Annotated in this window: 27 protein-coding genes; 9 read left to right on the plus strand and 18 right to left on the minus strand. The window is 62.7% G+C overall.

Annotated features, from left to right (window positions below):
• Positions 1-55 precede the first annotated feature (55 nt).
• The 13 genes from atpB to ABEA23_RS13960 form a co-directional block, all read right to left on the minus strand.
• Positions 56-865 carry a F0F1 ATP synthase subunit A gene (gene atpB / locus ABEA23_RS13900; protein ID WP_345478576.1) on the minus strand — a complete coding sequence of 270 codons (810 nt, stop codon included), beginning with the start codon at positions 863-865 and terminating at the stop codon, positions 56-58.
• A gap of 307 nt (positions 866-1,172) precedes the next feature.
• Positions 1,173-1,481, minus strand: coding sequence for a hypothetical protein (locus tag ABEA23_RS13905; RefSeq protein WP_345478577.1), 309 nt, complete (start codon positions 1,479-1,481; stop codon positions 1,173-1,175).
• 701 nt (positions 1,482-2,182) lie between these two features.
• Positions 2,183-3,337, minus strand: a complete 1,155-nt coding sequence (locus ABEA23_RS13910) for an MraY family glycosyltransferase (RefSeq protein WP_345478578.1) — start codon at positions 3,335-3,337, stop codon at positions 2,183-2,185.
• The gene (locus ABEA23_RS13915) at positions 3,334-3,996 is read right to left on the minus strand and encodes an L-threonylcarbamoyladenylate synthase (RefSeq protein WP_420873606.1); all 663 of its coding nucleotides are present in this window, start codon (positions 3,994-3,996) and stop codon (positions 3,334-3,336) included. The genes ABEA23_RS13910 and ABEA23_RS13915 overlap by 4 nt, the downstream gene beginning before the upstream one ends.
• Before the next feature lie 10 nt (positions 3,997-4,006).
• A complete protein-coding gene (prmC, locus tag ABEA23_RS13920) occupies positions 4,007-4,924 on the minus strand; it encodes a peptide chain release factor N(5)-glutamine methyltransferase (protein ID WP_260072193.1) in 918 nt (305 codons plus the stop codon).
• Positions 4,917-5,999: a peptide chain release factor 1 gene (gene prfA, locus ABEA23_RS13925; protein ID WP_345478697.1), complete on the minus strand. Its 1,083-nt coding sequence runs from the start codon at positions 5,997-5,999 to the stop codon at positions 4,917-4,919. The genes prmC and prfA overlap by 8 nt, the downstream gene beginning before the upstream one ends.
• Positions 6,000-6,117: 118 nt before the next feature.
• The gene (rho, locus tag ABEA23_RS13930; protein WP_425577198.1) at positions 6,118-8,085 is read right to left on the minus strand and encodes a transcription termination factor Rho; all 1,968 of its coding nucleotides are present in this window, start codon (positions 8,083-8,085) and stop codon (positions 6,118-6,120) included.
• Between the two features lie 182 nt (positions 8,086-8,267).
• Positions 8,268-9,335, minus strand: a complete 1,068-nt coding sequence (thrB, locus tag ABEA23_RS13935) for a homoserine kinase (RefSeq protein ID WP_345478579.1) — start codon at positions 9,333-9,335, stop codon at positions 8,268-8,270.
• A gap of 23 nt (positions 9,336-9,358) precedes the next feature.
• Complete coding sequence (gene thrC, locus ABEA23_RS13940; RefSeq protein ID WP_345478580.1) at positions 9,359-10,498, minus strand: threonine synthase; 1,140 nt, start codon at positions 10,496-10,498, stop codon at positions 9,359-9,361.
• 68 nt (positions 10,499-10,566) lie between these two features.
• A complete protein-coding gene (locus ABEA23_RS13945; protein WP_345478581.1) occupies positions 10,567-11,892 on the minus strand; it encodes a homoserine dehydrogenase in 1,326 nt (441 codons plus the stop codon).
• A 53-nt stretch (positions 11,893-11,945) separates the two neighbouring features.
• The gene (gene lysA / locus ABEA23_RS13950) at positions 11,946-13,415 is read right to left on the minus strand and encodes a diaminopimelate decarboxylase (RefSeq protein WP_345478582.1); all 1,470 of its coding nucleotides are present in this window, start codon (positions 13,413-13,415) and stop codon (positions 11,946-11,948) included.
• An 11-nt stretch (positions 13,416-13,426) separates the two neighbouring features.
• Positions 13,427-15,109, minus strand: a complete 1,683-nt coding sequence (argS, locus tag ABEA23_RS13955; RefSeq protein WP_345478583.1) for an arginine--tRNA ligase — start codon at positions 15,107-15,109, stop codon at positions 13,427-13,429.
• Between the two features lie 52 nt (positions 15,110-15,161).
• Positions 15,162-15,908 (minus strand): LysE family translocator, encoded by a 747-nt coding sequence (locus ABEA23_RS13960; protein WP_345478584.1) that lies wholly within the window; start codon positions 15,906-15,908, stop codon positions 15,162-15,164.
• An 82-nt stretch (positions 15,909-15,990) separates the two neighbouring features.
• On the opposite strand from ABEA23_RS13960, the gene ABEA23_RS13965 reads away from it, so the two are divergent.
• Positions 15,991-16,896, plus strand: a complete 906-nt coding sequence (locus ABEA23_RS13965; RefSeq protein ID WP_345478585.1) for a LysR family transcriptional regulator — start codon at positions 15,991-15,993, stop codon at positions 16,894-16,896.
• Positions 16,897-16,936: 40 nt separating this feature from the next.
• On the opposite strand, the gene ABEA23_RS13970 is transcribed toward ABEA23_RS13965, so the two are convergent.
• On the minus strand, positions 16,937-18,085 hold the full coding sequence (locus ABEA23_RS13970; RefSeq protein ID WP_345478587.1) for a glycerol dehydrogenase: 1,149 nt from the start codon (positions 18,083-18,085) through the stop codon (positions 16,937-16,939).
• A 320-nt stretch (positions 18,086-18,405) separates the two neighbouring features.
• Between ABEA23_RS13970 and ABEA23_RS13975 the strand changes: the two genes are divergently transcribed.
• Both ABEA23_RS13975 and ABEA23_RS13980 read left to right on the plus strand, forming a co-directional pair.
• Positions 18,406-18,624: a hypothetical protein gene (locus tag ABEA23_RS13975; protein ID WP_345478588.1), complete on the plus strand. Its 219-nt coding sequence runs from the start codon at positions 18,406-18,408 to the stop codon at positions 18,622-18,624.
• Positions 18,625-18,659: 35 nt separating this feature from the next.
• Positions 18,660-19,901 (plus strand): MFS transporter, encoded by a 1,242-nt coding sequence (locus tag ABEA23_RS13980; RefSeq protein ID WP_345478589.1) that lies wholly within the window; start codon positions 18,660-18,662, stop codon positions 19,899-19,901.
• Positions 19,902-20,125: 224 nt separating this feature from the next.
• On the opposite strand, the gene ABEA23_RS13985 is transcribed toward ABEA23_RS13980, so the two are convergent.
• The 3 genes from ABEA23_RS13985 to ABEA23_RS13995 are packed head-to-tail and all read right to left on the minus strand — an operon-like array spanning position 20,126 to position 21,770.
• On the minus strand, positions 20,126-20,257 hold the full coding sequence (locus tag ABEA23_RS13985; RefSeq protein ID WP_345478590.1) for a hypothetical protein: 132 nt from the start codon (positions 20,255-20,257) through the stop codon (positions 20,126-20,128).
• Complete coding sequence (locus ABEA23_RS13990) at positions 20,254-21,408, minus strand: RNA polymerase sigma factor (RefSeq protein WP_345478591.1); 1,155 nt, start codon at positions 21,406-21,408, stop codon at positions 20,254-20,256. The genes ABEA23_RS13985 and ABEA23_RS13990 overlap by 4 nt, the downstream gene beginning before the upstream one ends.
• Positions 21,409-21,419: 11 nt before the next feature.
• Positions 21,420-21,770, minus strand: coding sequence for a YciI family protein (locus ABEA23_RS13995; protein WP_345478592.1), 351 nt, complete (start codon positions 21,768-21,770; stop codon positions 21,420-21,422).
• A gap of 175 nt (positions 21,771-21,945) precedes the next feature.
• On the opposite strand from ABEA23_RS13995, the gene ABEA23_RS14000 reads away from it, so the two are divergent.
• From ABEA23_RS14000 to ABEA23_RS14020, 5 genes are read left to right on the plus strand one after another with little or no spacing between them, the layout of a single operon-like run.
• Positions 21,946-22,293 carry an ArsR/SmtB family transcription factor gene (locus ABEA23_RS14000; protein WP_345478593.1) on the plus strand — a complete coding sequence of 116 codons (348 nt, stop codon included), beginning with the start codon at positions 21,946-21,948 and terminating at the stop codon, positions 22,291-22,293.
• Between the two features lie 27 nt (positions 22,294-22,320).
• The gene (locus tag ABEA23_RS14005) at positions 22,321-23,301 is read left to right on the plus strand and encodes an SRPBCC family protein (protein WP_345478594.1); all 981 of its coding nucleotides are present in this window, start codon (positions 22,321-22,323) and stop codon (positions 23,299-23,301) included.
• Positions 23,298-23,708: a VOC family protein gene (locus tag ABEA23_RS14010; RefSeq protein ID WP_345478596.1), complete on the plus strand. Its 411-nt coding sequence runs from the start codon at positions 23,298-23,300 to the stop codon at positions 23,706-23,708. The genes ABEA23_RS14005 and ABEA23_RS14010 overlap by 4 nt, the downstream gene beginning before the upstream one ends.
• A 27-nt stretch (positions 23,709-23,735) precedes the next feature.
• A complete protein-coding gene (locus ABEA23_RS14015; protein ID WP_345478597.1) occupies positions 23,736-23,966 on the plus strand; it encodes a helix-hairpin-helix domain-containing protein in 231 nt (76 codons plus the stop codon).
• Complete coding sequence (locus ABEA23_RS14020) at positions 23,963-24,661, plus strand: DNA alkylation repair protein (protein ID WP_345478598.1); 699 nt, start codon at positions 23,963-23,965, stop codon at positions 24,659-24,661. The genes ABEA23_RS14015 and ABEA23_RS14020 overlap by 4 nt, the downstream gene beginning before the upstream one ends.
• Positions 24,662-24,738: 77 nt before the next feature.
• Here ABEA23_RS14020 and ABEA23_RS14025 read toward each other — a convergent pair whose 3' ends face one another.
• Positions 24,739-25,716 (minus strand): helix-turn-helix transcriptional regulator, encoded by a 978-nt coding sequence (locus ABEA23_RS14025; RefSeq protein WP_345478599.1) that lies wholly within the window; start codon positions 25,714-25,716, stop codon positions 24,739-24,741.
• Positions 25,717-26,063: 347 nt separating this feature from the next.
• On the opposite strand from ABEA23_RS14025, the gene ABEA23_RS14030 reads away from it, so the two are divergent.
• Positions 26,064-26,525, plus strand: a complete 462-nt coding sequence (locus ABEA23_RS14030) for a VOC family protein (RefSeq protein WP_044494547.1) — start codon at positions 26,064-26,066, stop codon at positions 26,523-26,525.
• Positions 26,526-26,551: the final 26 nt, after the last annotated feature.

The raw sequence follows: 26,551 nt of genomic DNA on the forward strand, positions 1-26,551 counted from the left end.
CTTTCTTACGGAGTATTCAGTTAGAAAACTATGCGGGTGTGTGCACCCTGCGCCTCTAGTGGGCGTCTGCCTCGAGGGCCCCCTGCAGGTAGATCGCAGTGAGCAGGGTGAAGACGTAGGCCTGGACCACCATGATCAGCAGTTCCAGGAAGTACATTGGGATGCCACCAAGAAGAATGCCGAAGCCCAAGATATTCAGACCGATATTCTCAGCCTGGGTTACAAGGTGCTCCGCACCGCCGGAGATCAGCATCACGATGATGTGACCAGCCAGAAGAACCGCCATGATACGCACTGAGTGCGTCACTGGCCGGACGATGAAGTTGGAGATGAACTCCAGCACGAAGATCGCCGGAGTAATCCATTTGGGGATCCCTGAGGGGATAGTCGCCAGCTTGATGAACTTCAATCCGTAGCGCTGGAAGCCGACGCCGACCCACACCACGTAAACAATGCCTGCAATGACATAGGCAGGTCCCGCGTGGGAGAAGGTGGGCATCTGCAGCACCGGAATGGCACCGAAGAGGTTGTTCACCAGCACGAAGGTGAACACTGCGAAGAGGAACGGCACCCAGGCCTTGAATTCCTTCTCGCCGATGATGTCGCGGCCGAAGCTGTTGCGCACAAAGCCGTAGATGCTCTCAGCAACGAACTGGGTACGGGTGGGCACCAGGGACTGGCGGCGGATTGCGAAGTGGAAGAACGCCCAGACAACAATCACCGAGAGAAGCACGGCCAGCATGTTCTTGCCGAAGAAGGTGCCCCAATCGGCTCCCCACGGAATGATGTCCGGCAGGTGGGTGTCGTTGATTGTGGGCGGCTGGAACTCGCCTCCATCGGCGGCTCTCAGGGCAAGCGACAGCAACGCTGGTCCTCTCATCGGTCGTCGACGAAACTTCAGTAATTCAGCTTCGTTCAAAAAGGGGCGAGGAAATTTGATCGAACGGAATAACCGGCTGATCCACGGCCCGCTCAAGAAAGCTGACCGTGGCGGCAACCACATCTCTGCCCGTCGCGACAACATTACTACATTCTGTAGAACTATGCCTCTCCGCCTCTGAAGTCCCTCAATAGGCTACCCGGGACGCTTCGAGTGTGCACCGTATTTCGTGCTTAGGGTAGAGGTGGGGGCAGCGCTGTTGCGCTGCCCCCACCTCTACCCTAAGCAATTCTTAGCGGCACTCTGCTATCGCTTGTGGGCTGGCAGTAAAGGCGGCACCCATAGCGCCTGCTACTCCGGCAGCCGCCGCTACGGCGGGACCACCGGCCATCCCCGCCAGGGCGCTGGTGCCCCCTGCTGCCAGCATGGACCAGGCAACACCTTCTTGAGCGGAGTCACACCGCCCGTCCTGGTAGGAAGAAGCGGCGGCGGGGCTTGCACCTGCCACTGCCAGCCCTCCAGCTACTGTTAGGACGCCTAGCGCTTTACCTGCCTTCATTTTTGCCGACATACGAAACCACTCCTGTTCCTTTGTACTCATGCCATCGCCTGTCACTGTTGGCTAAAAGACTGTGAAATCTTTAGCCGCTTCGAACGTAGCTCTCACCTACTCTGCTGTGAAGACCATGGACAAGTCTTGGAGGGTCTTTTTAGGCTACGTTTCGCTCGTGTTATGGCGTCCGCGACGAATCTGGACTCACAGTGTGGCGTAGTTGAGTAAAACCTCGGAGCATCACTCCTTGCCAGACCAGCACGACAACAATCGCGGTCATGCCCGCCCACCCCCGTTCCACCCATTGCGGCACTGGCAACGCCAGCAGTGCGCCGAGCAGGAGAAGCTTCATCACGAACGTCACAAGATATACAGTGACAAGGTGCTCTGGCACTGTGCGATCTGCCCAGTGGACGACAGCTACGGAGGCTACAGCCAGCACAGTAATGGTCCCGCCTCCGATCGAAGCAGAGGCGGCCGCCTCCCACCCAGCAAACAGACCGGCTGCCCCCGCGGCAACTGCTGCAAATAGGAAACAGAACTGCACTGTACTCACAAGGATGCTTCGCCAACTACGGCTACTTGATGTCGACGGCCGTGACGCGGACTCAGCCCCGGTAGGTCGCTGCGAGGAACTCACGTCATCGTGACTCATGTGTGTCTCTCCTGCGGGTCGTGACGAATCGTGCGGCGTGCTCTTCTGGAACAGAGTCGAATAAGGGAACGAGACAGAGCCGAGGAGTTTCTGCTCATTGCCTGGCCTCCTTTCTTGCCATGAGGGCCTGCTGTGCTGCAGCTCGTCGGGCCCGCAACACACGTCGGCGTAGCCAAGGACTCAGCGTCAGGATGACGGCAGCGGCGAGGGCCAGCAGCAGTCCGATACTCACGAGCCACCATGGCAGGAAGTTGAAGGAGATGGATCCGAAGGCAAACAGGCCAGCCCAGAGATAGAGCAGCAGCACAGCTTGCGGATGGGTGTAGCCAGAATCGATGAGCTTATGGTGCAGATGACCACGGTCCGGGCTGAATGGGGACGCTCCGCGGGCGGTGCGCCTGATCACCGCCAGCGCCAGATCCAGGACCGGCAGCAGCATCACCGCCAACGGCAGCAGTATCGGCATATACGCCGGGATGTTCCTGAAGCGGAAGGTTTCCTGGGACAGTTCCAGAGATGCGGTCACGATCAAAGCCCCGGCTGCCATGATCAGTCCCAGCAGCATGGCACCGGTATCCCCCATAATCACCGTGGAGGGATGGAAATTATGCGGCAGGAAGCCCAGACAGGATCCCACCAATATGGCCATGAGCAGGGTCACAAGATTTGATGCGTCAAACTCATTGATGGACAGCGTCAGCAGGTAGCTGTAGAGGAAGAAGGCCGAGCCGCCCAGGGCGGCCACTCCTGCGGCCAGCCCGTCCAGGCCGTCAATGAAGTTAAACGCATTGATTGTTGCCACTACCAGAAACACCGTCAGACATGCCTGCAGCAACGGGCCGCCGACGCCGAGCCAGCCCACCGGCATGACCTCTAGCTGGATCCCATGCAGCACCAGGATGATGCCGCAGCCCACCTGCGCGGCAAGTTTCAGCGCCCAGTGGATATCCCATGCATCATCGGCCATTCCCGTGATGACAATCAGCAGCGAGGCCAGCAGCAACCCGATGACCGGGGTGAGATCACTGAACAGCCCGCTGAGGTAGGGAATGAAGGCTGCAGCGCCCAACCCGGCGAGCATTCCTGCATAGATAGCTACACCGCCCCAGCGCGGTTTGACCACGGAGTGAATGTCACGCTCGCGGATAGGGGTGTAGATCCCCAACTGATAGGAGATGCGCCGGACCGGCGGGGTGAGCACGTAGGTGGTCACCGCCGAGACGGTCAGCACAATGAGGAAATAGATCATTCGGTCTCTGCAGCCGTGACGTCGGGGACGATCGCCTGGAGCTCGTGCAGCGGAATAGCTCCCTGACGAACCACGGTGGGCACCTCGCGGGTGCAGTCGACAATAGTGGAAGCTGCGCTGGTGCTGCGCTCCCCATCTTCCAAGTAGATCGAGACTGATTCGGCCAGCATCTCCTGAGCCTGTGCGGCAGTGGTAGCCGCGGCCATCCCGGTGCGATTGGCACTGGAGACCGCCATCGGCCCCACGGCCGCTAGCAGTTCCAGGGCAACCTCGTCTGCCGGCATTCGCAGGGCAACTGTCCCACGGGTCTCCCCCAGGTCCCACGCTAAAGACGGCTGCGAGCGCAGAATCAGAGTAAGCCCCCCGGGCCAGAAGGTTTCCGCCAGGGCGCGTGCCGAATCAGGAATCTCGGTAGCCAGGGCATCCATAACCTCCTGGCGGGCGATCAACACCGGTGGCGGCATATTGCGGCCGCGTCCTTTAGCGGCCAGCAGCACGGCGACGGCCTGTGGCGAGAACGCGTCGGCACCGATGCCGTAGACGGTATCAGTGGGGAGCACTACGCATTCACCGCGGCGGACAGCATCCCGGGCGGCGTCGATCGCCGCGGTACGGGTCTGCGGACTGGTTACGTCGAAGGTCTCACTCACGCGGTGTATTCTTTCACGCTTATCCGGTGCGGCTTGCTGATTCGGGCTCCGATGACACTGCGAAGCGTGCAGATGTGGCACGGTCGCGTCCAGTGAGATCCTGGTGCGTGCTGACCTGGCTCAGCTGTGGCTGGGCGCGACAGATCTGCTGCAGTGCCGGGGCCTGTACCTCAGCGTGTTCCATGATGAACCAGCCACCGGGCACCAGCAGACGCTGGGCTGCGGTGATCACCGCCCGCGGCAGCTCCAGGCCATCGGCTCCCCCGCCGTAGAGAGCAAGCTCCGGGTCATGGACCCGCACTTCCTCGTCCTGGGGGACCATATCGGCAGGTATATAGGGCGGATTGGAGACGACGACGTCGAACTCTGCCTCCCAGCCATCAGGAAAGTTGCGCAGGTCGTCGCGGTGAAGCGTGACTTCGGCTGAACCAGAGGGCAGGTGAGCGAAATTCAGCTCTGCCCAGGAGGCAGCCTCCGCGGAGAGTTCCACGGCATGGACCTCGGCTGATGGGTGTTCACTGGCTATGGCAGCGGCGATAGCGCCAGAACCAGTGCCCAGGTCCACAACACGCGGTCGTCTCACACCGGCCGACTCGAGCCGGATGAGTTCATCAAGGGCGGCCTGGACTACGGTTTCGGTCTCTGGTCGAGGAATGAACGCCCCCGGGCCGACTTTGAGCTCCAGGCGCCGGAAGGGCGCGGTCCCGGTGAGGTGCTGCAGCGGGATGCGGCGGGCACGCTCTGTCAGCAGGCCCGCAAGCCGCTCGGCGTCGTCGTCGCTGACCTCCATACCGGTCACTGCCTTCAGCTGCAGCTGTGAGCGAGTCAGACCCAGCACATGACCTGCCAGCAACTCGGCATCTGCACGTGGAGAGGGAACTGAAGCGTGCTGCAGCTGGGCAACGGCCTGCCGCAGCAGATTCTGCAGATCAGCCATCCGAATCGCCGAGCGCGGCGAGCCGCTCCTGCTCATCCAGTTGGATACAGGACTGCACTACTGGCTCCAGGTCACCGTTCATCACGGCATCAAGGTTGTACGCCTTATAGCCGGTGCGATGGTCAGCGATCCGGTTCTCGGGGAAGTTGTAGGTGCGGATGCGTTCCGATCGGTCCATGGTGCGCACCTGGGATTTGCGCACCGCAGCGCTCTCGGCGTCCAGCTGTTCCTGCTGGTGGGCCAGCAGCCGGGACCGGAGCACGCGCATAGCGGCTTCCTTATTCTGCAGCTGCGATTTTTCATTCTGCATGGCCACCACAATGCCGGTGGGCAGGTGGGTGATGCGCACAGCGGAGTCCGTGGTGTTCACCGACTGCCCGCCCGGCCCCGAGGAGCGGTATACGTCGATCTTGAGATCATTCTGATTGATCTCGATCTCCTCGGGCTCATCAACCTCGGGCAGCACCAGCACGCCCGCTGCTGAAGTGTGGATTCGCCCCTGGGATTCGGTCTCCGGCACACGCTGGACACGGTGCACACCACCTTCGAACTTCAGGTGGGCGTACACCCCTTCAGCCGGATCATTGGTATTGGCCTTAATGGCCACCTGTACATCTTTATATCCACCCAGATCAGAAGCGGTGGAGGAGATAATCTCAGTCTTCCAGCCCTTGGCTTCGGCGTAGCGGGTGTACATGCGCAGCAGGTCGCCGGCAAAAAGCGCCGCCTCGTCACCGCCGGCACCGCCCTTGATCTCCAGGATCGCGTTGCGAGCATCATTCTCATCACGCGGGATGAGCATTCGCAGCAGCTTCTCCGCTGCAGCATCCAGTGCAGCACGTAGGCGTGGCACCTCGGCGGCGAACTCGGCGTCGTCGTCGGCGAACTCCTGGGCGGTCTCCAGATCATCCTGCAGCTGTCTCCAGCGCTTATGTGCCTCGACCACGCCGTTGAGCTGCGCATAGCGGCGTCCCAGCTTCCGGGCCAGCGCCTGGTCTGCGTGGGTCTCCGGCTCAGCGAGCTTGGACTGCAGCTCCTTATGCTCTTCGAGCAGTGTGCCGACGGAGTCGAACATGCGGGGGTTGATCTGGGTGCTCATGCAGATACGTCCTTAATCAGTGTGGTGGTCTTCGCTGATACGGCAGAAGCCCGGGCCATGAGCAGTATGCTCGGCCCGGGCTTCTGATGCGTAGCTACTTGCCGTTCTCGCCGAGGGTGGTCTTGGAGATCAGCATCAGGAACTCAGCGTTGGATTGTGTTTCCTTGAGCTTGTTCATGAGCAGTTCCAGTCCCTGCTGCTGGTCCAGGCCTGAGAGCACCCGGCGCAGCTTCCACATGATCTTGACTTCGTCCGGGGAGAGCAGAGCCTCTTCGCGGCGGGTGGAGGACGCGGTGACATCCACTGCCGGGAAGATCCGCTTATCTGCCAGCTGACGGGACAGCCGCAGCTCCATATTGCCGGTTCCCTTGAACTCCTCGAAGATCACCTCGTCCATCTTGGAACCGGTCTCTACCAGAGCGGTGGCCAAAATGGTCAGTGAGCCGCCGTTTTCGATATTGCGGGCAGCACCGAAGAAGCGCTTCGGCGGGTAGAGCGCAGAGGCGTCAACACCGCCGGAGAGGATACGGCCCGAAGCCGGAGCGGCCTGGTTGTAGGCGCGGCCCAGACGGGTCATGGAGTCCAACAGCACGACGACGTCCTTGCCCAGCTCCACCAGGCGCTTGGCACGCTCAATGGCCAGTTCGGCCACAGTGGTGTGGTCATCGGCGGGACGGTCGAAGGTGGAGGCGATGACCTCACCATCAACGGTGCGCTGCATGTCGGTGACCTCTTCGGGGCGCTCGTCAACGAGCACCATCATCAGGTGCACCTCTGGGTTATTGGTCTTGATCGCGTTGGCCACGGCCTGCAAGATCATGGTCTTACCGGCCTTCGGCGGGGAGACGATCAGGCCACGCTGACCCTTGCCGATGGGGGCGATCAGGTCGATGACGCGCGGGCCGACGGCCTTGGGATCGCCGCCTTCCAGACGCAGACGCTCCTGCGGGTAGAGCGGGACCAGTTTGCCGAACTCCACGCGATCGGTGTTGGACTCAGCGGGACGGCCATTGACCTTGTCCACCTTGACCAGAGCGTTGAACTTCTGCCGCTTATTCGGCTTGTCATCCTCACGCGGGGCCTTGATGGAGCCAGTGACCACATCGCCCTTGCGCAGGTTGTACTTCTTCACCTGGGCCAGCGCCACATAGACGTCATTCTGACCGGGCAGGTAGCCGGAGGTGCGCACAAAAGCGTAGTTGTCGAGTACATCCAGGATGCCGGCGATCGGGATCAGCTGATCGTCTTCGGTGACCTCGGTGTCATCGTGCTCCGGGCCGCGAGTGCGACCGCGACGGTTGCGCTCATTGCGGTTACGACGACGGTTGCGGCGGTCATCGCGATCGCCCCGGTCGCCGCGATCGTTGCGATCATTGCGCTGACGTCCGCGGCCCTCGTCGTCGCCGTCGTTGTCATTGTCCTGAGACGCCCGGTCATTATTGTTCTGCCGGTCGTTATTGCGCTCGTTGTTCTGGCGCTCACCCTGCTGGGAGTCGTCATTGCGGCGGTCACGGTTGCGCCGGTTGCGGCCGTTATTGCGCGACTGAACCCCCTCGGAATCGTCCTCGGAGCCCTTCTGTCCGGACTGCTCGTCCTGACCGCGCTCCTGCTCGCCCTCAGCGTTATTGCTGCGGCGGTTGCGTCCGCCGCGACGCGGCGCCTCGTCCTGAGAAGCTTGCTCAGCGGATCCGTTGGACTCGGAGGTCTTTTCGGCGTTGTTCTTCTCGCCGCCGCTCCTCTCAGTGCTGTTCTTCTCGGTGCCGGCCTTCTCAGCACGGTCCTGCTGAGCGTCGGCCTTCGGAGCGGTGCTCTTCTCGGCCTCCGTCTTCTCAGCGGGTGCAGTCTTCTTGCGGTCGGCTACAGCGCCACCGCGCTGGTGGGCAGAGATCGCCTCAACCAGGTCAGATTTACGCATCCGGGATGAGCCGGCAATGCCGAGCTGGGATGCCAGGGCCTTCAGCTGAGCCAGCTTAAGACCCGCGAGTCCTCCACTGGGGGCTTCAGAGTTCTTGGGTGCCTTGTCGGCGTCCTGAGGCTGTGCCTCAGTGATGGTGTCTGTCACGAAGGTTTCCTTCTCCCTCGTCGGGCAGGCGCGCTGAACATGTGCATGATCTCGGCCTGCGGTCTCGTCAACGGCTTCTCAGATGTGACCGTCGGGATTGCATGACCAGTTCTCCATAAGAAGTGATGCGCTCTGCATGGGAGAACTGCAATGATCCCCTCGCAGATCTGCGTCTGCGCTAACTAGGGGCTTAACTCCACTGTAGCACCTGAACGGGCCAGAAGCAGATTGACCGGTCGGAACGTGTCTGCGGTGTCTCTCTGCCGTCCCCAGGCTTCAATATGCTGGCTCACCGCCGCGGCCCGCTCTGTGGTGACCAGGGTCAGCACAGCGGGGCCGGCACCGGAGATCATAGCGGGGAATCCCGCAGCCCGCAGCGAGTCCACCAGCGCCATCGCAGCGGGGAAAGCCGGCCGTCGGTACTCCTGGTGCAGCGAATCCTCGGTGGCCTCCAGCAGCAGGTGGGGGTCCTGCGTCAAGGCGTGCACCAGAAGGGCGGCACGGGCGCTGTTGCGGGCGGCCGCGGTGTGAGAGACCGTTGGCGGGAGCAATCCGCGGGCGGCTTCGGTGGACTGCACAAAACCAGGGATGGCAACTATCGCCGTCAACTCCGGGTGCGGTTCAAGCGCGGCGGTGCGGAAACGGCGGGCGCCGTCGCCCTCAGGCGAGCTCTCCCAGGAGATACCGACTCCCCCGCGCAAGGCGGGCACATAATTATCAGGGTGTCCTTCAATCCGTGAACCGATCTGCAGCTTCTCATCATCGCTGAGACCTATGCCTTCTGCGGAGGCACGCAGCAGCTGGTCTGCGGTGAGCACGGCCGTCACGATGGCCGCAGCCGATGAACCCAGTCCCCGCGAGTGCGGAATGACGTTGGTGGCCCGGACGCTCAGATCAGGAAGGGAGTAGCCCTTGGCGGCGAGGATCTTCTCCACGACGGCGACCACCAGATGCGAAGCATCGGTAGGCAGATCAGCGGCACCTTCACCAACGACGACGACGTCCACCGCCGGCTGCGCCGGGTTCTTCCGCGGACGTGCCTCTACTTCGATCTCATCACGTAGTTCAAGAGCCAAGCCCATGGAGTCATATCCGGGTCCAAGGTTGGCGCTGGTGGCCGGGACCCGCAGCGTGAAGACCAGCGGCTGCTCCAGCGGTGTCCTCAACGGCTCGGCTGCTGAGCCGGCTGCGGCTTCCGGCGGCTGCCCCTGGCCCAGCTGGCCCAGATGGTTCACTTCGGCTGCTGACATGCTCCGTCGTCCTCGATCCAGCCTCAGAGGCCCAGTGCTCGCGCCACGGTCTCCACATCCTGCGGGACCTGAGTAGGCTGGGCTCCCTCGCCGTTTTCGTTCTGCAGCGCCGGGTTGTTGATGGCCCAGTCGGGGTCCTTGAGGCCGTGGCCGGTGACGGTGATCACCCAGGTTTTCCCGGCCGGTGCAGCACCGGCGGAGTGCTTCTTGATCAGACCAGCCACTCCGGAGGCGGAGGCGGGCTCCACAAAGACACCTTCTTTCGAGGACAGCCAGCGATGAGCTGCGAGGATCTCCTCATCGGTCACGGCCTCGATCACGCCGCCGGATTCATCACGTGCAGCTTCGGCTTTCTCCCAGGAGGCGGGATTGCCGATCCGGATCGCGGTAGCCACAGTCTCGGGTTCGGTGATGGGGTGGCCAGCCACGATAGGTGCAGCGCCAGCGGCCTGGAAACCCCACATAATGGGCGTCTTGGTGGCCACGGCAGGCAGCTCGACGGCGTCGTCGTGGGCCGGGTTACCGGGGTTAGCGGGTTTCTTCCAGGGCTGCGCGTACTCCTGGTAGCCCTTCCAGTACGCGGTAATGTTCCCGGCGTTGCCGACCGGCAGCAGGTGGTAGTCCGGGGCATCCCCCAGGGCGTCGACCACTTCGAAGGCGGCGGTCTTCTGCCCCTCGATGCGGGAGGGATTCACCGAGTTCACCAGGAAGACCGGATAGTTCTCGGCGAGTTTGCGCGCGATGTCCAGGCAGCCGTCAAAGTTGCCGTCGATCTGGATCAGTTCGGCACCGTGGGCCACTGCCTGAGAGAGCTTGCCCATGGAGATCTTGCCTGCCGGCACCAGCACCGCACAGGTGAGGCCAGCCTGGGTGGCGTAGGCCGCTGCTGAGGCAGAGGTGTTTCCGGTAGAGGCACAGACCACGGCCTTGGCCCCTTCGGCCACCGCGGAGGTGATAGCCATAGTCATGCCGCGGTCCTTGAAGGATCCGGTGGGGTTCATCCCCTCCACCTTCAGGTACACCGTGCCATCCACCAGTGCCGATAGCGCCGGGGCATGTACCAGTGGGGTACCGCCCTCCCCCAGCGTGATCACTTCGGTGGATTCTGTCACCGGAAGACGTTCGGCGTATTCGCGGATCACTCCTCGCCACTGATGGGCCACGTGCTGCTCCGTTCTCTGAACTGACTATAAAGGTCTTGTGACGCGTGCGCGCCGGGGTGCGGGAGGGGTTATTTCTCGACTTCGACGCGCAGCACGGAGGTCACTGATTTGACCACATCCAGGCTCTTCAGCTGTTTGACCGTGGCGTCGAGGTCTTTCTCCAGGGCCAGATGGGTGACAATCTGCACCTGGGCACCCAGGCTCTCCCCGGATTCCACCTCACCCTCTACGCTCACGCTGCCGGGCTGGCGCATCGATTCGATGGAGACGTGGTGATCTGCCAACACCTGAGCGATTTCAGCGATGACGCCTTCCCTGTCGGCAACCTGCATATCGATGTAGTACTGGGTGGTGGCCCGTTCGATGGGCAGGGCAGGCAGGTGGGCACCGGCCGGCACTGTGGGGGTCTCAGCCACGGAGGCGCGCAGCCGGCGGGCGGTAGCCACGACGTCGCCCATAATGGCTGAGGAGGTGGGTTTGCCTCCGGCGCCCTGACCGTAGAACATCAGCTCTCCGGCATTTTCCGCCACCACAAATACCGCGTTGAAGGCTCCGCGGACGCTGGCCAGCGGGTGGGTGCGCGGCAACAGGGTGGGGTGTACTCGCAGCACTGCGCCGTCATCGTGCTTCTCGGCGATGGCCAGCAGCTTGATGACATAGCCGGAGGCGGCTGCGGCTTCAATATCATCGGCAGTGACCTGGGAGATCCCTTCGCAGTAGACCTCATCCAGGGTGAATGGTGCATGGAAGGCCAGCGTGCCCAAGATGGCAGCCTTTGCCGCGGCGTCGTGCCCCTCTACATCAGCAGTAGGATCCGCTTCGGCATAGCCGAGCTTCTGGGCCTCAGCGAGGGCATCGCCGAAGGCGGCACCGGTGGTGTCCATCTGATCCAGGATGTAATTGGTGGTGCCGTTGACGATCCCCATGACTTTGGTGATGCGATCACCGGAGAGGGACTCCTCGATGGGCCGCAGGATCGGTATCGCACCGCCTACTGAAGCCTCGTAGCGCAGCACGGCGCCGGTCTCTGCGGCGATGGCATCGAGTTCTGCTCCGCGGGTTGCCAGCAGGGCCTTGTTGCCGGTGACCACAGCGGCTCCGCGGCGCAGGGCGCGTTCGATGAGCGCACCTGCCGGCTCATAGCCTCCGATGAGCTCCACAATGAGATCAGCTTCATCCACCAGCGCCTCAGCGTCGGTAGTGAGCAGTTCGCCCGGGATCTTCCAGTCACGCGGAGCCTCGGGGTCGCGCACCGCTACGCCAATGAGTTTGACCGGTGTGCCCACCCGCGCTGAGATCAGCTCGCGTTCTTCCACGAGCGTGCGGGCCACCTGGGCGCCCACATTTCCTGCACCGAGCAGTCCGATCCTGACGATGTCCTCGGCCTGAGCCATTCCCACCTCTTCGCCTGGTAACTATTTTGTGACTACTGGCAGTCAGCAGCCGGTCAGGGCGCGTAGCCGGTATCGCGGCTGAGCATCTGTTCCTCTGTCTCCCGGCGGATGAGCACTCGGGATTCACCCTGAGCTACGGCGACGACGGCCGGGCGGGTCAGGTAGTTGTAGTTGCTCGACAGCGAGTGGCAGTAGGCGCCGGTGGCTGGAACCGCGAGCAGATCTCCCCGGCGCACAGCCGCTGGCAAGTATACGTTTCGCACTACGATGTCTCCGGATTCGCAGTGTTTGCCCACGATGCGAGACAGCAGGTGCTCGCCGGTGATCTGCCGGCTGGCTACTACTGCTGAGTAATCGGCGTCGTACAGCACCGTGCGGGCGTTGTCGCTCATACCGCCGTCCACAGCGATATACCGGCGGGTCACACCGTCTTCGACGACGACGTCCTTCTGCACGCCGACGCTGTAGAGGGTCACTCCTGCAGGCCCCACAATGGCGCGGCCGGGCTCGATACTCAGCCGCGGAATGCCGATGCCGTGTTCGGCGCAGGCAGTGCGCACTGCGGCAGCTAGGGCTTCGGCGATCTCCCGCGGGGCGCGTGGGGTATCAGCTTCGGTGTAGGCGATTCCGTGACCGCCGCCGAGGTCTAGTTCCGGCAGGACGACTTGGTGGGCCTGCTGCAGCTGGCCCAAGAAGCTGATGAGCTTTCCGGCGGCAACCTCAAAGCCTGCAGCTTCGAAGATCTGCGATCCGATGTGGCAGTGCAGGCCGAGGAGGTTGATCCCTGGGGCATCCAGCGCGCGCTCTACTGCCATCCAGGCCGGTGAGCCCAGGTATGGGTTCGCGGCGTCGTCGTGATCTGAACGCTGGTAGTCCACCGCCGGTGTCAGCGAGAGCCCGAACTTCTGGTCCTCATGGGCGGTGGCGATGTACTCGTGGGTGGAGGCGTGCACGCCTGGGGTCAGCCGCAGCATCACGGGCGCTTCGACGCCTAGCCTCTGAGCGATCTGGGAGATCCGATCGATCTCGTCCAGGGAATCAGCGATGATCCGGCCTACTCCGGCCTCCAGGGCGCGCCGGATTTCAGCCTCGGACTTATTGTTACCATGCAGCCCGATGCGGGAAGGGGTAACCCCAGCAGCAAGGGCGATGGCCAGCTCTCCCCCGCTGGCGGTGTCCACGCAGAGACCTTCTTCTGCTGCCCAGCGTGCCGCATGGGTGGAGAGGAAGGCTTTGCCCGCGTAGTAGACATCCACCTCTGCTCCTGCACCGCTGTCATCGGCGGAGAAGGCTGCGGCGAAGGCTTCGCGGAACTCGCGGGCCCGGGTGCGAAACTCGGCTTCGGAGATCACGTACAGCGGTGTTCCGTGCTCAGCCGCCAGGGCACTGACACTGACCCCGCCGAGAGTCAGTTCGCCCTCGTCGTTGCGCACTGCGTCGCGAGGAAGTAGTGCGGCTTCGAGATCTGCGGTATCGGTCCGGGGGCTGAGCCATTCCGGTGCCAGGGGGTGTGCGAGGTTCATGCGGGGTTCCCTTACATCTTTTCCGGCGCAGAGACGCCCAGCAGGCTCAGTCCGTTGCGCAGCACCTGGGCGGTGGCGTCATTGAGCCACAGCCGAGTCCGGTGGAGGTCGGTGACCTCGTCAACTGTGCCGTCCTGATGGGTGCTCGGGGACATGCGGCATTTGGCGTACCACGCGTGGTATGCGCTGGCCAATGCTTCGAGGTAGCGCGCCACCCGGTGCGGTTCGCGCAGCTCCGCGGCGGAGGCGACCGTGGAGGGGAAGCGGCCCAGGTGCGCCAGCAGCTCCTCTTCCGTGGGGTGGGTCAGCAGGCTGGCGTCGAAAGCGGGCTGACCGTCCTCACGGGTGCGGGCGACGTCGAAGGCGGCGGCATTGCGGGCCGCGTTACAGGCCCGGGCGTGGGCGTACTGGACGTAGAAGACCGGATTGTCGTTGGTCTTGGACTGCAGGAGCTCGGGGTCCACATCGATGGGTGAGTCAGCGGGGAACCGTGCCAGCGTGTAGCGCAGCGCGTCTGTGCCCAGCCAGTTGATGAGGTCCGCGAGTTCGATGATGTTGCCGGCACGCTTGGAGAGCTTGGCTCCGCGCACGCTCATCAGCTGTCCGATGAGGATCTCGATGTTCCTCTGCGGGTCATCTCCTGCGCAGGCAGCAATCGCCTTCAGCCGCGCGACGTACCCGTGGTGGTCGGCCCCCAGCAGGTAGATCTTCTCCTCAAAACCGCGCTCGCGCTTGGTGAGGTAGTAGGCGGCGTCGGCGGCGAAATAAGTAGGTTCCCCGTCAGCCTTGATGAGCACGCGGTCCTTATCGTCACCGAAGTCGGTGGTGCGCAGCCAGATGGCGCCGTCGCGGTCGTCAATATGTCCCTGTTGGCGCAGGGTGTCGATCGCGGATTCGATCTTGCCCTCGCTGTGCAGAGTGGTTTCAGAGAAGTAGACGTCGAAGTGCACGCCGAAATCAGCCAGAGTCTGCTGGATCTGCGCCATCTGGGACTGATACGCCAGCTCGCGAACGATCGGCAGGGCCTCTTCTCGCGGCATGTCTTTGACCTCGGGCCGGGCGGCGAGGACTTCTGCAGCTAGATCCTTGGTGTATTCACCGGGGTAGCCACCCTCGGGGACGTCTTCACCGTGGATGCGGGCCATCACACTATTGGCGAAGACGTTCATCTGGTTGCCGGCGTCGTTGATGTAGTACTCGCTGGTGACCTCGGCCCCGGAGGCGCGAAGCAGCCGAGCAACGGCGTCGCCCAGTGCCGCCCAGCGGGTGTGGCCGATGTGGAGCGGACCGGTGGGGTTGGCAGAGACGAACTCCAGGTTCACCGTGCGCCCGGCAAGAGCCTGAGTGTGACCGAAGGTCTCGCCCGCGTCGACGATGTTCTTGGCCAGCTGTCCTGCAGCGGCGGCATCGAGGGTGATGTTGATGAATCCGGGACCGGCTATGTCCACTGCGGAGACGCCGTCGATGTTCTCGATACGTGAGGCCAGTACTTGAGCCAGCTGGCGGGGGTTGGCGCCTGCGGGCTTGGCCAGCTGCAGGGCGACGGTGGTGGCCCAGTCGCCGTGGTCGCGGTTCTTGGGTCGCTCCACGCGGACTTCCTGCGGCACCGAACCTTCGGGGAGGTTCAGCTCACCGGCTTCGACGGCGTCGGTGAGAACGGACTGTACGGCTGCGGAAAGTTCTTCGGGAGTCACCCAACCATCCTAAAGCCTCACGGCAGCACTCCCACCGCGCCGGATCGGCGACCTAGGCAGTCAGCAGTTGGGTAAGTCCCCAACCTCCGGTGGTGAGCATGTAGAGGCCCAGTACCATCAGGGTTGCGCCGCTGACCAGTTCGATCCACCCGGTGATCCACGGATTCGACAGCCAGCGGTTTGCCCCATCTACTAAGAGGACGACGCCGATCAGGTACAGATACATGGTCAGCGCAACAGTTCCTCCGAGCACTCCCACCGTGAAGACAAGCGGCGCTTCCTGCGGAGTGAACTGCGGGAACAGGGCGAGAAAGAACAGCCCCACTTTGGGGTTGGTCATGCACGTGGCCATCCCTGCCAGCAGCCCGGTGCGGGCGCGCAGGATTTTCACTGGGGCAGCAGCAGGGACGTCAACGACATCTCCGTTCGTCAGTGAAGCAGGTGACGCCTGAGATTCCCCGGCACCTACAAGCATCTTCTCCTGGGTTCGCGCCAGGGAGACTGCGCGCATGCGCAGCCGTGCAACGGACACCGCACGGACACCCAGGAGAATCAAATAAGCGCCACCCACCAGACTGAGGATCTCGTAGGCCAGGGGTGAAGTCTCAAAAAGGGCCGCCAGTCCGGTGGCTGCTAGCGCCGCCCAGGCGAAGGCCGCCAGGGAGGAGCCGGTGGCGGCACCCAACCCGGCACGGCGGGAGGACAGCGCATAGCGCAGTGAGAGCATCGTGTCCGGTCCGGGGGTCACGGCCAAGATGACCGCGACGCCGACCAGTGCGAAGTAGGTGCTGAGACTCACTGTTCCATGCTGGCCCGCACTCTACGTGGGCACAAGCAATGAAACATGGCGAATCATTCGCCAGTAACGAATAATGAAGGATGTGCTGAATCCCCAACGCCTCCGCGTTCTGCAGGCGGTAGTAGCGGCTGGTTCCATCCAGGCTGCGGCTCGGAACCTGCACTACTCCCCTGCCACAATCAGCCAGCATCTCTCTGCCCTCGCGCGGGAAACCGATCTGGTGCTCTTTGAGCGTGACGGTCGTGGCATACGTCCGACGTCGGCTGCTCAACACCTTGCAGAACATGCCGCCGAGGCTCTAGCGGGGCTCGACCGGTTAGCACGGTTAGCCGAGGACCTGCGGCACGGGCGCAGCACGCATCTCTCCATCGCCTGCTTCTCCTCGGCATCCCAGCAATGGCTGCCGGATGCCATCACCGCGGCTCGGCGGGTTGAACGTGAACTGACCGTGGAGGTCAGTCTCAACGAACCGCACGCAGCACCGGGACCGCGACCAGCTGATATCGATATCCGAAACGAAGTTCCAGAAGAGGTAGAGACTCACCTCGAGGGTTACACCCGTGAAGTCCTGATGCTGGAGGAGCTGCATGCCGTGCTCCCTGCAGACCATGACCTTGCCGGTCAAGGCAGCGTGAGCATGAGCCAGTTGAGCCAGGAGATGTGGGTGGACCATGACATCCACGACAGCCCGACGGGTCGAATCATCCGCAGCGCCTGCCAGGCGGCCGGATACTCCCCTGTCTTCTCAGCACGATTAGATGACCACCACGCGGCACTGAGTCTGATTCGCGCCGGCCTGGGGATCACTGTGCTGCCTCCGCTGGCGCTGCTCGATATGCCAGAGGGCCTAGTGGTGCGGCAGCTGAGCGATCCGACACCGGTGCGGAGAATTGTGGCTCATGTGCGGACGTCGCAAGCCAGCAGCCCGGTGGTCGTCGCCGCCCTCAGCTCACTCCAGCATCAGGCGACGACGACGTCGCCGTCGTAATGACTGCTGCACCGGCGCGAGGGCCTCAGCAGCCAGCTTCTTAGTGCTGGGCCCGATACAGCTGCGGTTCGGGCAGGCCGTGCTCTGCGCGGATGCGGCGGGAGAGGGTCTCAGCCACGGTCATAGCCTCGGCAACCAGTTCCGGGGTCACCGTGAAGGGCATATTGTGGATGGTCTCGCCTTCGACCGTGGCAGCTTCGGCGATAGCGCGAATCTCCTTCTGATCCTCTGGAGTCAGGCCAATTTCGGCCAGGCTATTCGGGAGTCCAACCTTGGTGCTGAAGACTATGAAGTCTTCGATCTCCGCCGATGGCGCACCCTCCATGATCAGCTGGGTCAGTGTGCCGATATTGACCTTTTCACCGTGGGTCAGGCCATGGGTCTGTGGGGCAGCTGTCATGCCGTTATGAATGGCGTGGGCCGCGGCCAGTCCCCCGGATTCGAAGCCGAGACCGGAGAGCAGCGTGTTTGCCTCCACCACGGCCTCTAAGGCGGGAGTAACCGTTCTGGAGCGCACAGCATCCAGGGCATCCAGGGCGTTCTCCCACAGAATCTTCCACGACAGTTCCGCAAGAGCGGTGCCGGTATAGGTTGGGGCATCGCCCACCATGGTTTTGGCCCGGGTCTTAGCAACGGCGCGTGCTTCCACCCAGGTGGCCAGCGCATCTCCGATGCCCCCGACCAGGAACCGCTCCGGGGCATTGGCCACCAGGACAGTATCGATGAGCACCAGGTCCGGATTCTTGGGGAAGAAGCGGTATTCCACGAACTCACCTTCATCGGTGTAGATCACCGCGAGCGCTGAGGTGGGTGCGTCCGAGGATGCCGCCGTGGGGACACTTGCCCAGCTGATGCCGGCGAGGTGGCCTGCGGCTTTGACCGCATCGATGGTGGAACCGCCGCCGATGCCGGCGATGACATCGTGACCCCCGTTGCGAAGAGTCTCTACGAGGGAGTCCACAGCCTCCGCCGTAGCGAATTTGCCGAAGCCGACACGGGTCACAGGAAGGTCCGATTCTTCAAAGCCCTTAGCCAGGGAGTCCTCCACGATCTCCCAGACCACATCGTCGGCTACCAGCAAAGGTGTGGAGCCCAAGGACTTCAGATGGCTTCCCAGCTTCTGAATGACGTTCCGGCCTTGGACGTACCGGGATGGGGCTGCCAGGACATGTTCGACGACGGTGCTCATAGTCACTCCGCTCTTGATTGCATTCGCTTGACTGGGCTGCCTCATCAAGGGCTGGCGCCGTCAGTCTATGAACGCCTACTGGGTGCGTCTACCCTTGCCAGCCGAATTACGGCGAGACCGCCGGTCCCCCGCTGGCGCACGCGATCGGACCAGGGACAGCAACACCGCGTGCGGAGTTGATCTCCAACCCAGCACCCCGAAAGTATTGCAAAGAAACCTTTGCAAACATATAGTGGCCATATGCAGAGATTTCTCTGCAAGCTAGGTTAAGTCCCCCAGTAAGCCGCACAGGCTGACCCTTCGAGAAGAAAGATCCCATCATGAGCTCCGCGATCCTGACACACTCCCCGATCGAACGTATCGCGTTCCGAATTGGTGTGCTCCTGACTGGCTGGGCGCAGGCACGCGCACTGGCTGCCGCTACGCATCGGGCCACCGTCCGCACTCGTCGAATCCATCTGCGTGAAAGACACCACCATGCCGAGGCGCAGCGCGAGAGCGCTATCGCCGAGCGCATGATCGGGCCTCGGCTGTGGTGAACCTGCGCATGCGAGAGGACAAGTAGTCTTCAGAGATGGAACCTGCGACACCAGCCCCACAGGGCCCTATGAGTCAGCCCGGGTTCCTTCGATTCTGGTCTTCTGGAACACTGACGTTCTTTGGCCTGTCAGTCACCACCATTGCCGTAGACGCGCTGATCATCAATGTGCTTGAGGCCTCCGAGGCACAAGTGGGCATCATCCGCGCCGCGCAGTTTCTTCCCTACCTACTGGTGGGCCTAGTGGCGGGCGCACTCATCGACCGCTGGCGCAGAAAGCCGGTACTGGTGTGGAGCACCTTAGGTACCGGTATGGCGCTTGGTCTCGTTCCACTCATGTGGTGGCTTGGCCACCTCTCTTTGCCCGGAGTTGGAGCCGCTCTCTTCATTGCAGGCACTTTTGGCGTATTCACAGCAGCGGCCCAACAAGCAACCCTGCCACGGCTCGTGAGCCGCAACCAGCTAGTCAGCGCCAACGCCAGAATCGGTCAAGCCATGACTGTGGCACAGACCTCCGGCCCACCCCTGGGCGGAGCCGCCACGAGTTTTCTCGGAGCTCCGCTGAGCATTGCAGGCGGAGCAGCGGCCTACCTAGCCTCTGCGCTGGTCTATGCATGTGTGCCCATCGCCGAACCGCAGAAGGATGCTCGTGCCGCGAAGCCGAGACTTTGGACTGATATTCGCGACGGCATGCGCTTTCTCTACCGCCACCGGACATTGCGCCCGCTTGCACTGTCTACACATACCTGGTTTCTCGCCAACAGCGCGGCAGTGACAGTATTCGCGCTCTTTGCGCTGCGCCACCTGGATCTCCCTGCGCTGCTCTACGGTGCAACCCTAGCTATTGCCGGGCTCGCGGCCTTAGGCGGGGCTCTTATCGCACCGTTCTTCGGAAGGAAGTTCGGCGAGGGAAACACGGTGATCGGCGCCCGGCTCACTTATCCGGCAGCATGGGCGCTGGTCCTGCTTGCACCGGACAATCAGGTATGGGGATTAACGATCCTCTGCCTGGCCCAAGCTCTCTACGGATTCTGCATGGGATTCGAGGATCCCAATGAGATGGGCTACTGCCAAGCCGCGACACCGGCCCACCTCCTGGGGCGAATGCACGCGACAATGCGGGCAGCGAACCGCACCATGGCGGTACTGGGTGCACTCTTGGGCGGCGCTCTTGCGGGGCTGGTTGGGTACTACTGGACTCTTAGCGTCATCGTGGGTGTATTTACGCTCGCAGGACTCATCGCAGCGCTGTCCCCGCTGCGCGGCTCCCGGTCCTAGAAGACCTTCCCGTCACGGAGGGGCTGATAGCACTACCGGAGTTCGAGGCCTTCAGCGAAGGTCAGCCGGCGGCTTCGCACCGACTGCGGAACTGCCAAGGCTCACGGATCTGCGCTTCATCGACCTGCCCACCGGACACTGGCCACAGTTCAGTCGCCCTGCAGACCTTGCCGAAGTCCTGCTGAGAGCAGTGGACTAGCCGCAGGAAGCCGAACCAGCAGGTATCACCGGCTCGGCCGCACTGTCGCCAGTGCCTCGACGAGGAGTTCATCCTCGGCCGCATTACCGGCCAGTTCCGGGGCTCGTTCATAGGCTGAGGCCGCCGCGGCGTCGTCGCCGAGCTCCTGGAGTGTCACAGCCCGGGCCACGTGATAGGCACGGAACCTCTGAAGTGCTGGATCTGCTGCCAGCACCTCCAACTGCTGAGACCTTCGTCCAGTCCCCGAGCCCGCCCAATCGCCACCGCGCGCCCGAGCCAGACTACCGGTGTGGGCTCGTAGGACTCCAGCATTCGGTAGAGCACCACGATCTGGGGCCAATCCGTGGAACTGAGATCCGCTGCTTCAGCGTGAACAGCCGCGATCGCCGCCTGGATGGCGTAGCGGCCTGCACCCGGTGCGCGTGCTGCTCGCTCAGCAAGCTCCAGACCTTCGGAGAGCAGCTTCAGATCCCACAGTGACCTGTCCTGATCTGCCAGCGGCACCGGCCGGCCGGTGGTGTCAGTTCTGGCCGGACGCCGGGCCTGAGTCAGCAGCAGAAGACCCAGCAGCCCTGTAGCCTCGGCGGAACCTGGCATCAGCGCGCGCAGGAGTCGGGCCAATCGAACGGCCTCCTCCGTGAGGTCGTCCTGGATATGGCTTCCACCTGCTGAACGAGCGAATCCCTCCGCAAAGAGCAGATACACCACCCGCTGCACTGCCCCCAGCCGCTCCGGCAGCATCTGCCGGGTGGGGATCTCAAAGGAGATTCCGAGTGATCTGATCCGGCGCTTGGCCCGGACTATGCGCTGCTGCATGGTCGCTACCGGCACCAACAGGCCATGTGCCACCTCTGCGGTGCTCAACCCGGCGAGGAACCGCAGTGTGAGAGCCACCTGCTCCTCAGGTTTCAGCAGCGGATGGGCGCAGGCGAAGAACAGTCCCAGGCGCTCATCGGTGACCGCAGGTTCGTCGTCTAGCACCTGCGCCGGGTCCAGTTCAGTAGCGGCCGCCGGCTCTCTTTCCTGAAGCACCCCTAGCCTCGGAATCATCCGAGCACGAGCCTGATCCTGGCGGAGCATATCCATACCGCGCCTGGCGGCCACTGTGGTCAACCAGGCTTCGGGTACCACAGGAACACCATCGCGGCCCCAGGTGCGCAGCGCCTGGACCATAGCCTCTTGGAGCATCTCCTCAGCCAGGTCCAGGTCCGAAAAGCGTCGGGCCAGGCTTGCCAGGATTCGGCTCCGACCTTCGACGCTGATGGACTCCAGTGCGCTGCGCACCGTGTCCTGAGATGTCTCAGTCAAGAAGCGACCGCTCAGTAGGGCGCTACAGGGCGGACCTCTACATGCCCTCCGGGCTTGGCCCCTGGGCTCTTCTTCGCCCAGGCCACCGCTTCATCGATGTCGTCCACCTCGATGATGTAGGTGCCTCCCACGAACTCCTGGACCTCAGCGAAGGGTCCGCTGGAGACCACAAGGTCTCCGGTGGAGTTGGTTTCCACCTTCACCGCGTGCTCCGGATCCTCCAGCGCGAAGGAGGACACCACCACGCCAGCGGAAGTGATCTCCTGATCGTATGCAAAGAACTCCTGGGGGTCTGCCCCTCCATCTTCGCCGCAGTTCGGGTCATCCACGCGGCCCATCAGCAACAATGCGTACTTCATCATCTCTCCCTATCTCATCCCGGAGCGCATCTAGGTGTACTCCGGGTGCCAGACGCCGAGCCGATCAGCCCGACACTATCCTGACGATCCGCACGCGGGAAGATCGACAGTCCCGGCGAAGAATTTTCGGGCCGATAGGTCTTGACGCTCCTGCAGCCATCGCTTAACGTTCAACCAAATGGTTTCACATAAAGTTCAGCAGCCTGCTCTCAGTGACGACGAAGTGGACCGGATCTTCCGGGCACTGGCCGATGCCACACGCCGTGACATCATTCGCCGCACCCTCACCGAGGAAGCCTCCATCTCTGACCTGGCCCACCGCTATGACATGTCCTTCGCGGCCGTGCAGAAGCACATTACAGTCCTGGAAACAGCAGGGCTGGTCACTAAACAACGCAGCGGACGCGAACGGCGGATCAGCGGCAATCCGGAGACACTCCGCCGAGCTCAGTCCCTCCTGGACGCCTACGAGCGCATCTGGCGGGGACGCATCGATCAACTCGACACCTTATTAGCTGGGGACTGACGCTCCCCTGACCTGAAGGATCTAGCCATGCCACTCACTTCCATCAGCAAAGACTTAGATAGCCTGACCATGACTATCGTGGCCGAGTTCCCCGTCCCAGTGCGTCGGCTCTGGGACGCCTACGCCGACCCGCGGCAGATCGAGAAATTCTGGGGCCCGCCGGAGTATCCAGCGACCTTTACTCGGCACGATCTCTACCCCGGAGGTCGCAGTGAGTACTACATGACCGGTCCCGACGGCGACCGCTCAGCTGGCTACTGGGAGTTCCTCACCGTAGAAGAAGGGCACAGCTTTGAAGTCCGCGACGGGTTCGCAGCTGAGGACGGCCAAGCCAACGAAGAGATGCCCTCTATGCGCATGGAGTTTCTTTTCGAAGCCGCAGGTGACGGCTCCCGGCTGACCACCACCACCTACTTCAACTCTGCAGACGAACTGCAGCAGCTGCTGAACATGGGCATGGAGGAAGGCACTCGCGCCGCCATGGCTCAGATCGACGACGTCGTGACGGATCTGCGCAGCTTCGCCGCCGGTCACGGTGTGGACACTCAGCTACTCGGCCAGACGCAGGCACGATTCACCCGCATCATCCGCGGCAGCGTAGAGCAGGTCTGGCAGGCTCACCATGATCCAGAACTGCTGAAACGTTGGCTGCTGGGGCCTGACGGTTGGGTAATGAGCGAGGTGACGGTGGCCCACGCCGTCGGTGATACCTACCGCTATGCATGGACTCCCGAGCCCGGGGTCGACGGTGAGCCCTTCGCCCTGACCGGGGAGCTCAAAGAATCCGCCCCTCCCTACCGCGAGGTGACCACCGAATCGATGGAGGGTTTCCCTGGTCCTGCCACGCTGAATGAGCAGACGCTGACACCATTGGAAGATGGAACTCTGCTGACGCTGGTGATCACCTACGCCGATGCCGACATGCGCGACTCCATTCTTGCCACCGGCATGACAGGGGGTATGGAAACCAGCTACGCCCGCCTGGAGTCCGAGGTGTTGAGCTCATGATCAGGCGATCAGTCACCATTGCACTGCCTATCGAAGACCGGAAGCGAAGCTATGACTTCTATCAGGTGACGCTCGGCCTCAAACCCCTTGGCGAGCCGGCTGCGGACGGAGTACCCGAGCCCCTGCAATTCAGCCTCGACGAACGCACCTCTCTCATGCTGATTCCAGCCGGCGGCTTCAGCTGGGTCCTCGGTAAGGGAGATGTTGCGCCCGCAGGGCTCAGCGAGGTGCTGTTGAGCCTTCAGGTCACCTCCGCCGAAGAAGTCAGCGGCACTCTGGAGCGTATGCGTGCAAACGGTGGAAAAATACTGGCCGAGACGGAGCAGCAGGAATGGGGGTTCACCGGCGTAGCCACCGACCCCGATGGTCATGCCTGGCAGATCATCGCCGATCCTCTTGATGCCTGAACCACCCCGACACGAAAGAGATCAGTCATGGCTGACACCCCTGATGTTCGGCCCGTGGGAGACCTACCCAACGAGATGGGCAAAACTGCAGTACGCGAGCTGCACCATGCGGGAATCAGCAGCCTCGCCGAGGTCGCCCAGCACACTCGCAAGGAGCTCCTGTCCATTCACGGGGTCGGACCCAAGGCCATCCGCATTCTGGAACCCGCGCTAGCGGCTGCAGGCCTTGATTTTATGGAAGGCCGAACTCTGCGATGACCGTTCTCGGAGTCGATGCCGTGTGCGCAACACTGGAGGGCCTCAACAATCAGACCGAACGGGAGAAGATCCTCCGCCGGTTGCCTGCAGAGAGCGGCATGGAACCCCTCGGGGTGCGAATGAAGGATGTCTTTGACACCGCCAAGGCCTGGGTGGATCTCCCACTGCCGGAGGTTTCTGCCCTACTGACCAGCCGGTGGTATGAAATGCGCATGGTCGGTGTGGCCATCCTGGATTTCAAAGCACGACGCCGCGGTCTCCACGACTATGACCGCCGGGCACTGTACGAGACCTACCTCAGCCACCACCATCTGCTCACTGCCTGGGATCTGGTGGATCGAGCTGCACCTCGGGTAGTGGGCTGGTACCTTCTCGATAAGTCCCGGGAGCCGCTCTTCGACCTCGCCCGCTCCGAAACAGCCTTGGAGCGCCGGACAGCCATCACCGCCGCCTTCTGGATCATCCGGTCAGGAGATCTTCACGACCCTGAGACCCTGGTGGAGATGCTGCTCGACGACGAGTCCGAGTTAGTGACCAGGCCAGTAGGGACTGCCCTGCGTGAAATCGGCCTAGTTGACCAAGAGCGCTTGGTGGATTTCCTCGACCGTCATCACCGGCGGATCCCGCGTCCAGCTCTTCGCCTAGCTATCGATCGACTGCCAGAAGATCTGCGCCAAAGGTTCATCAGCGGCTGATCGGTCCCGGCGCCGGCCCAACCCAGTACGAGCCGATGCGGATAGGGCTCGAGCTTAGGCCGGCACGCGTCGGTACTCTAATCAGGCGCCGCATTCGGGGCACCGGAGGCCATACTGCTCAGACTGTTGGCCAAACGCGCTACGACGTCGCGAAGCTCCTCGGGCTCCACGATCTCCACCTCCACGTTCAGGGATGCGAGGTAGAGGGCTAGCCACTCCAGATCGTGCGCCCCGGCGATGAACAGGGACCACCCTTCGGCGTCGTCCGCTTCAATGCGCGCCACCTGAGGCGGCACCCTACGCAGCACCTCTTCAGCCGGTGCATGCAAGCGAACGCGAGCAACATACTGATAGGGCGAAGCGGTCACTGAGCTATGGACGTATTCACCAGGGTCCGGATGGTCACGCTGCCTGAACCTGAAAGTGGTGGTCTCCACTGACCGCATTCTGTCCAGTCGGAAAGTCCGCCAGTCCGCACGCTGCAAGTCATAAGCCATCAAGTACCAGCGCGGCCCCGCTGCCACCATGCGCAGCGGTTCCGCTCTTCGCTGCAGCGCAGGGCCGTCATGAGACCTGTACTCGAACCGCACTTGCACCTGCTCCCGACAAGCCTGCGCCAGGGTAGTCAACATGTCGACGTCGACCTCACCAGTGCCCGCCAGCGTCTCAGTGGCGTCGTGAAGCGCCTGCACTTTGCCACGCAGGCGCGGAGGCATGACCTGATCAATCTTGGCCAAGGCTCGCAGGGCAGCATCGCCGATCCCTGCCACGGTTCCCCCGGCTGCCATCCTGAGGGAAACAGCAGTGGCTGTCGCTTCATCATCATCCAGCAGCAAGGGCGGCAGTTCGCGCCCAGCTCCCAGCCGGTATCCCCCGCCTACCCCGGCGGTAGCCTGCACCGGGTAGCCCAGGGTACGCAGGCGCTCAATGTCTCGGCGGACTGACCGATCCGTGATGCCACACTCCTCGGCCAGTTCCCCAGCGGTCCATACCGGGCGCCGCTGCAACAGGGATAACAAGCGCAGAACACGCTCGACCGTCGCCTCCGAAGACATGCTCACAGTCTCCCACGCATTACGGACACGATCTGTCCGGTATCACTGGAACAGTGTGATCTACCGAAGAACTCTTAAGAGAGAGGAGCAGAGCAATGTCAGTCCTTCCTCACTATTCACCGCATGAACGACTCATACTGGGACTGGGTCAGGCCCTGACGGGCTGGGCAGAACACCAGGCTCGGCGACGAACGGCCCGGGAAGAAGTGCAAGACTGCCGCCCCCGCACCCACGTCAGAGCTCGCAGGGCCGAGAATCTGCGCGAGGCTGCAATCTTGAAGCTCCTGCAGCAGCCACACCAGTGGTGATCAGTCCCATTCCCCACCGTCCGAAAGAAAGCGAAGACCATGAGCAGCACCATTCAGATCACATTTGATGCCAAGGACCCCGCAGCGCTCTCCTCATTCTGGGCAGAGGTTCTCGGCTACGTACACCCGGCACCACCTGGGGTAGAACTGGCACCGGGCGAGGACGGTCAAGCAGCCTGGGACACCTTCCTGGACCAAGCCGGGGTGCCAGAGGAGCAGCGCAACAGTGCCTCAGCCCTCGAGGATCCCGACGGCGTTGGCCCACGGATTTTCTTTCAGCAGGTCCCGGAGGCTAAGAGCGCCAAGAACCGCGTACACCTGGATGTGCGGGCCGCGCCAGGTCTTGAGGGTGAAGAGCGGATGGCAGTCCTTGAGCGAGAATGTGCTCGGCTAGTAGCTCTGGGCGCTCAGCGTGGGGAACGCCATGAGCCCGCCCCGCCGATGAGCAACGGTTTCATTGTGATGACAGATCCCGAGGGCAACGAGTTCTGCCTGGACTGATCTGCCGGGCAGCTCGGCTCGTGGCT

The sequence above is a fragment of the Nesterenkonia rhizosphaerae genome (assembly GCF_039544555.1).
In the GTDB taxonomy this organism is placed as follows: Bacteria; Actinomycetota; Actinomycetes; order Actinomycetales; family Micrococcaceae; genus Nesterenkonia; species Nesterenkonia rhizosphaerae.

Excerpts from the sequence above, each read along its gene's own strand:
- ABEA23_RS13905 (WP_345478577.1), bottom strand. The coding sequence starts at position 1,481 with ATGAGTACAAAGGAACAGGAGTGGTTTCGTATGTCGGCAAAAATGAAG.
- ABEA23_RS13910 (WP_345478578.1), bottom strand. The coding sequence starts at position 3,337 with ATGATCTATTTCCTCATTGTGCTGACCGTCTCGGCGGTGACCACCTAC.
- prmC (WP_260072193.1), bottom strand. The coding sequence starts at position 4,924 with ATGGCTGATCTGCAGAATCTGCTGCGGCAGGCCGTTGCCCAGCTGCAG.
- prfA (WP_345478697.1), bottom strand. The coding sequence starts at position 5,999 with ATGTTCGACTCCGTCGGCACACTGCTCGAAGAGCATAAGGAGCTGCAG.
- thrB (WP_345478579.1), bottom strand. The coding sequence starts at position 9,335 with ATGTCAGCAGCCGAAGTGAACCATCTGGGCCAGCTGGGCCAGGGGCAG.
- ABEA23_RS13945 (WP_345478581.1), bottom strand. The coding sequence starts at position 11,892 with ATGGCTCAGGCCGAGGACATCGTCAGGATCGGACTGCTCGGTGCAGGA.
- lysA (WP_345478582.1), bottom strand. The coding sequence starts at position 13,415 with ATGAACCTCGCACACCCCCTGGCACCGGAATGGCTCAGCCCCCGGACC.
- ABEA23_RS13970 (WP_345478587.1), bottom strand. The coding sequence starts at position 18,085 with ATGAGCACCGTCGTCGAACATGTCCTGGCAGCCCCATCCCGGTACGTC.
- ABEA23_RS13975 (WP_345478588.1), top strand. The coding sequence starts at position 18,406 with ATGAGCTCCGCGATCCTGACACACTCCCCGATCGAACGTATCGCGTTC.
- ABEA23_RS13980 (WP_345478589.1), top strand. The coding sequence starts at position 18,660 with ATGGAACCTGCGACACCAGCCCCACAGGGCCCTATGAGTCAGCCCGGG.
- ABEA23_RS13995 (WP_345478592.1), bottom strand. The coding sequence starts at position 21,770 with ATGATGAAGTACGCATTGTTGCTGATGGGCCGCGTGGATGACCCGAAC.
- ABEA23_RS14000 (WP_345478593.1), top strand. The coding sequence starts at position 21,946 with ATGGTTTCACATAAAGTTCAGCAGCCTGCTCTCAGTGACGACGAAGTG.
- ABEA23_RS14005 (WP_345478594.1), top strand. The coding sequence starts at position 22,321 with ATGCCACTCACTTCCATCAGCAAAGACTTAGATAGCCTGACCATGACT.
- ABEA23_RS14010 (WP_345478596.1), top strand. The coding sequence starts at position 23,298 with ATGATCAGGCGATCAGTCACCATTGCACTGCCTATCGAAGACCGGAAG.
- ABEA23_RS14015 (WP_345478597.1), top strand. The coding sequence starts at position 23,736 with ATGGCTGACACCCCTGATGTTCGGCCCGTGGGAGACCTACCCAACGAG.
- ABEA23_RS14020 (WP_345478598.1), top strand. The coding sequence starts at position 23,963 with ATGACCGTTCTCGGAGTCGATGCCGTGTGCGCAACACTGGAGGGCCTC.
- ABEA23_RS14025 (WP_345478599.1), bottom strand. The coding sequence starts at position 25,716 with ATGTCTTCGGAGGCGACGGTCGAGCGTGTTCTGCGCTTGTTATCCCTG.
- ABEA23_RS14030 (WP_044494547.1), top strand. The coding sequence starts at position 26,064 with ATGAGCAGCACCATTCAGATCACATTTGATGCCAAGGACCCCGCAGCG.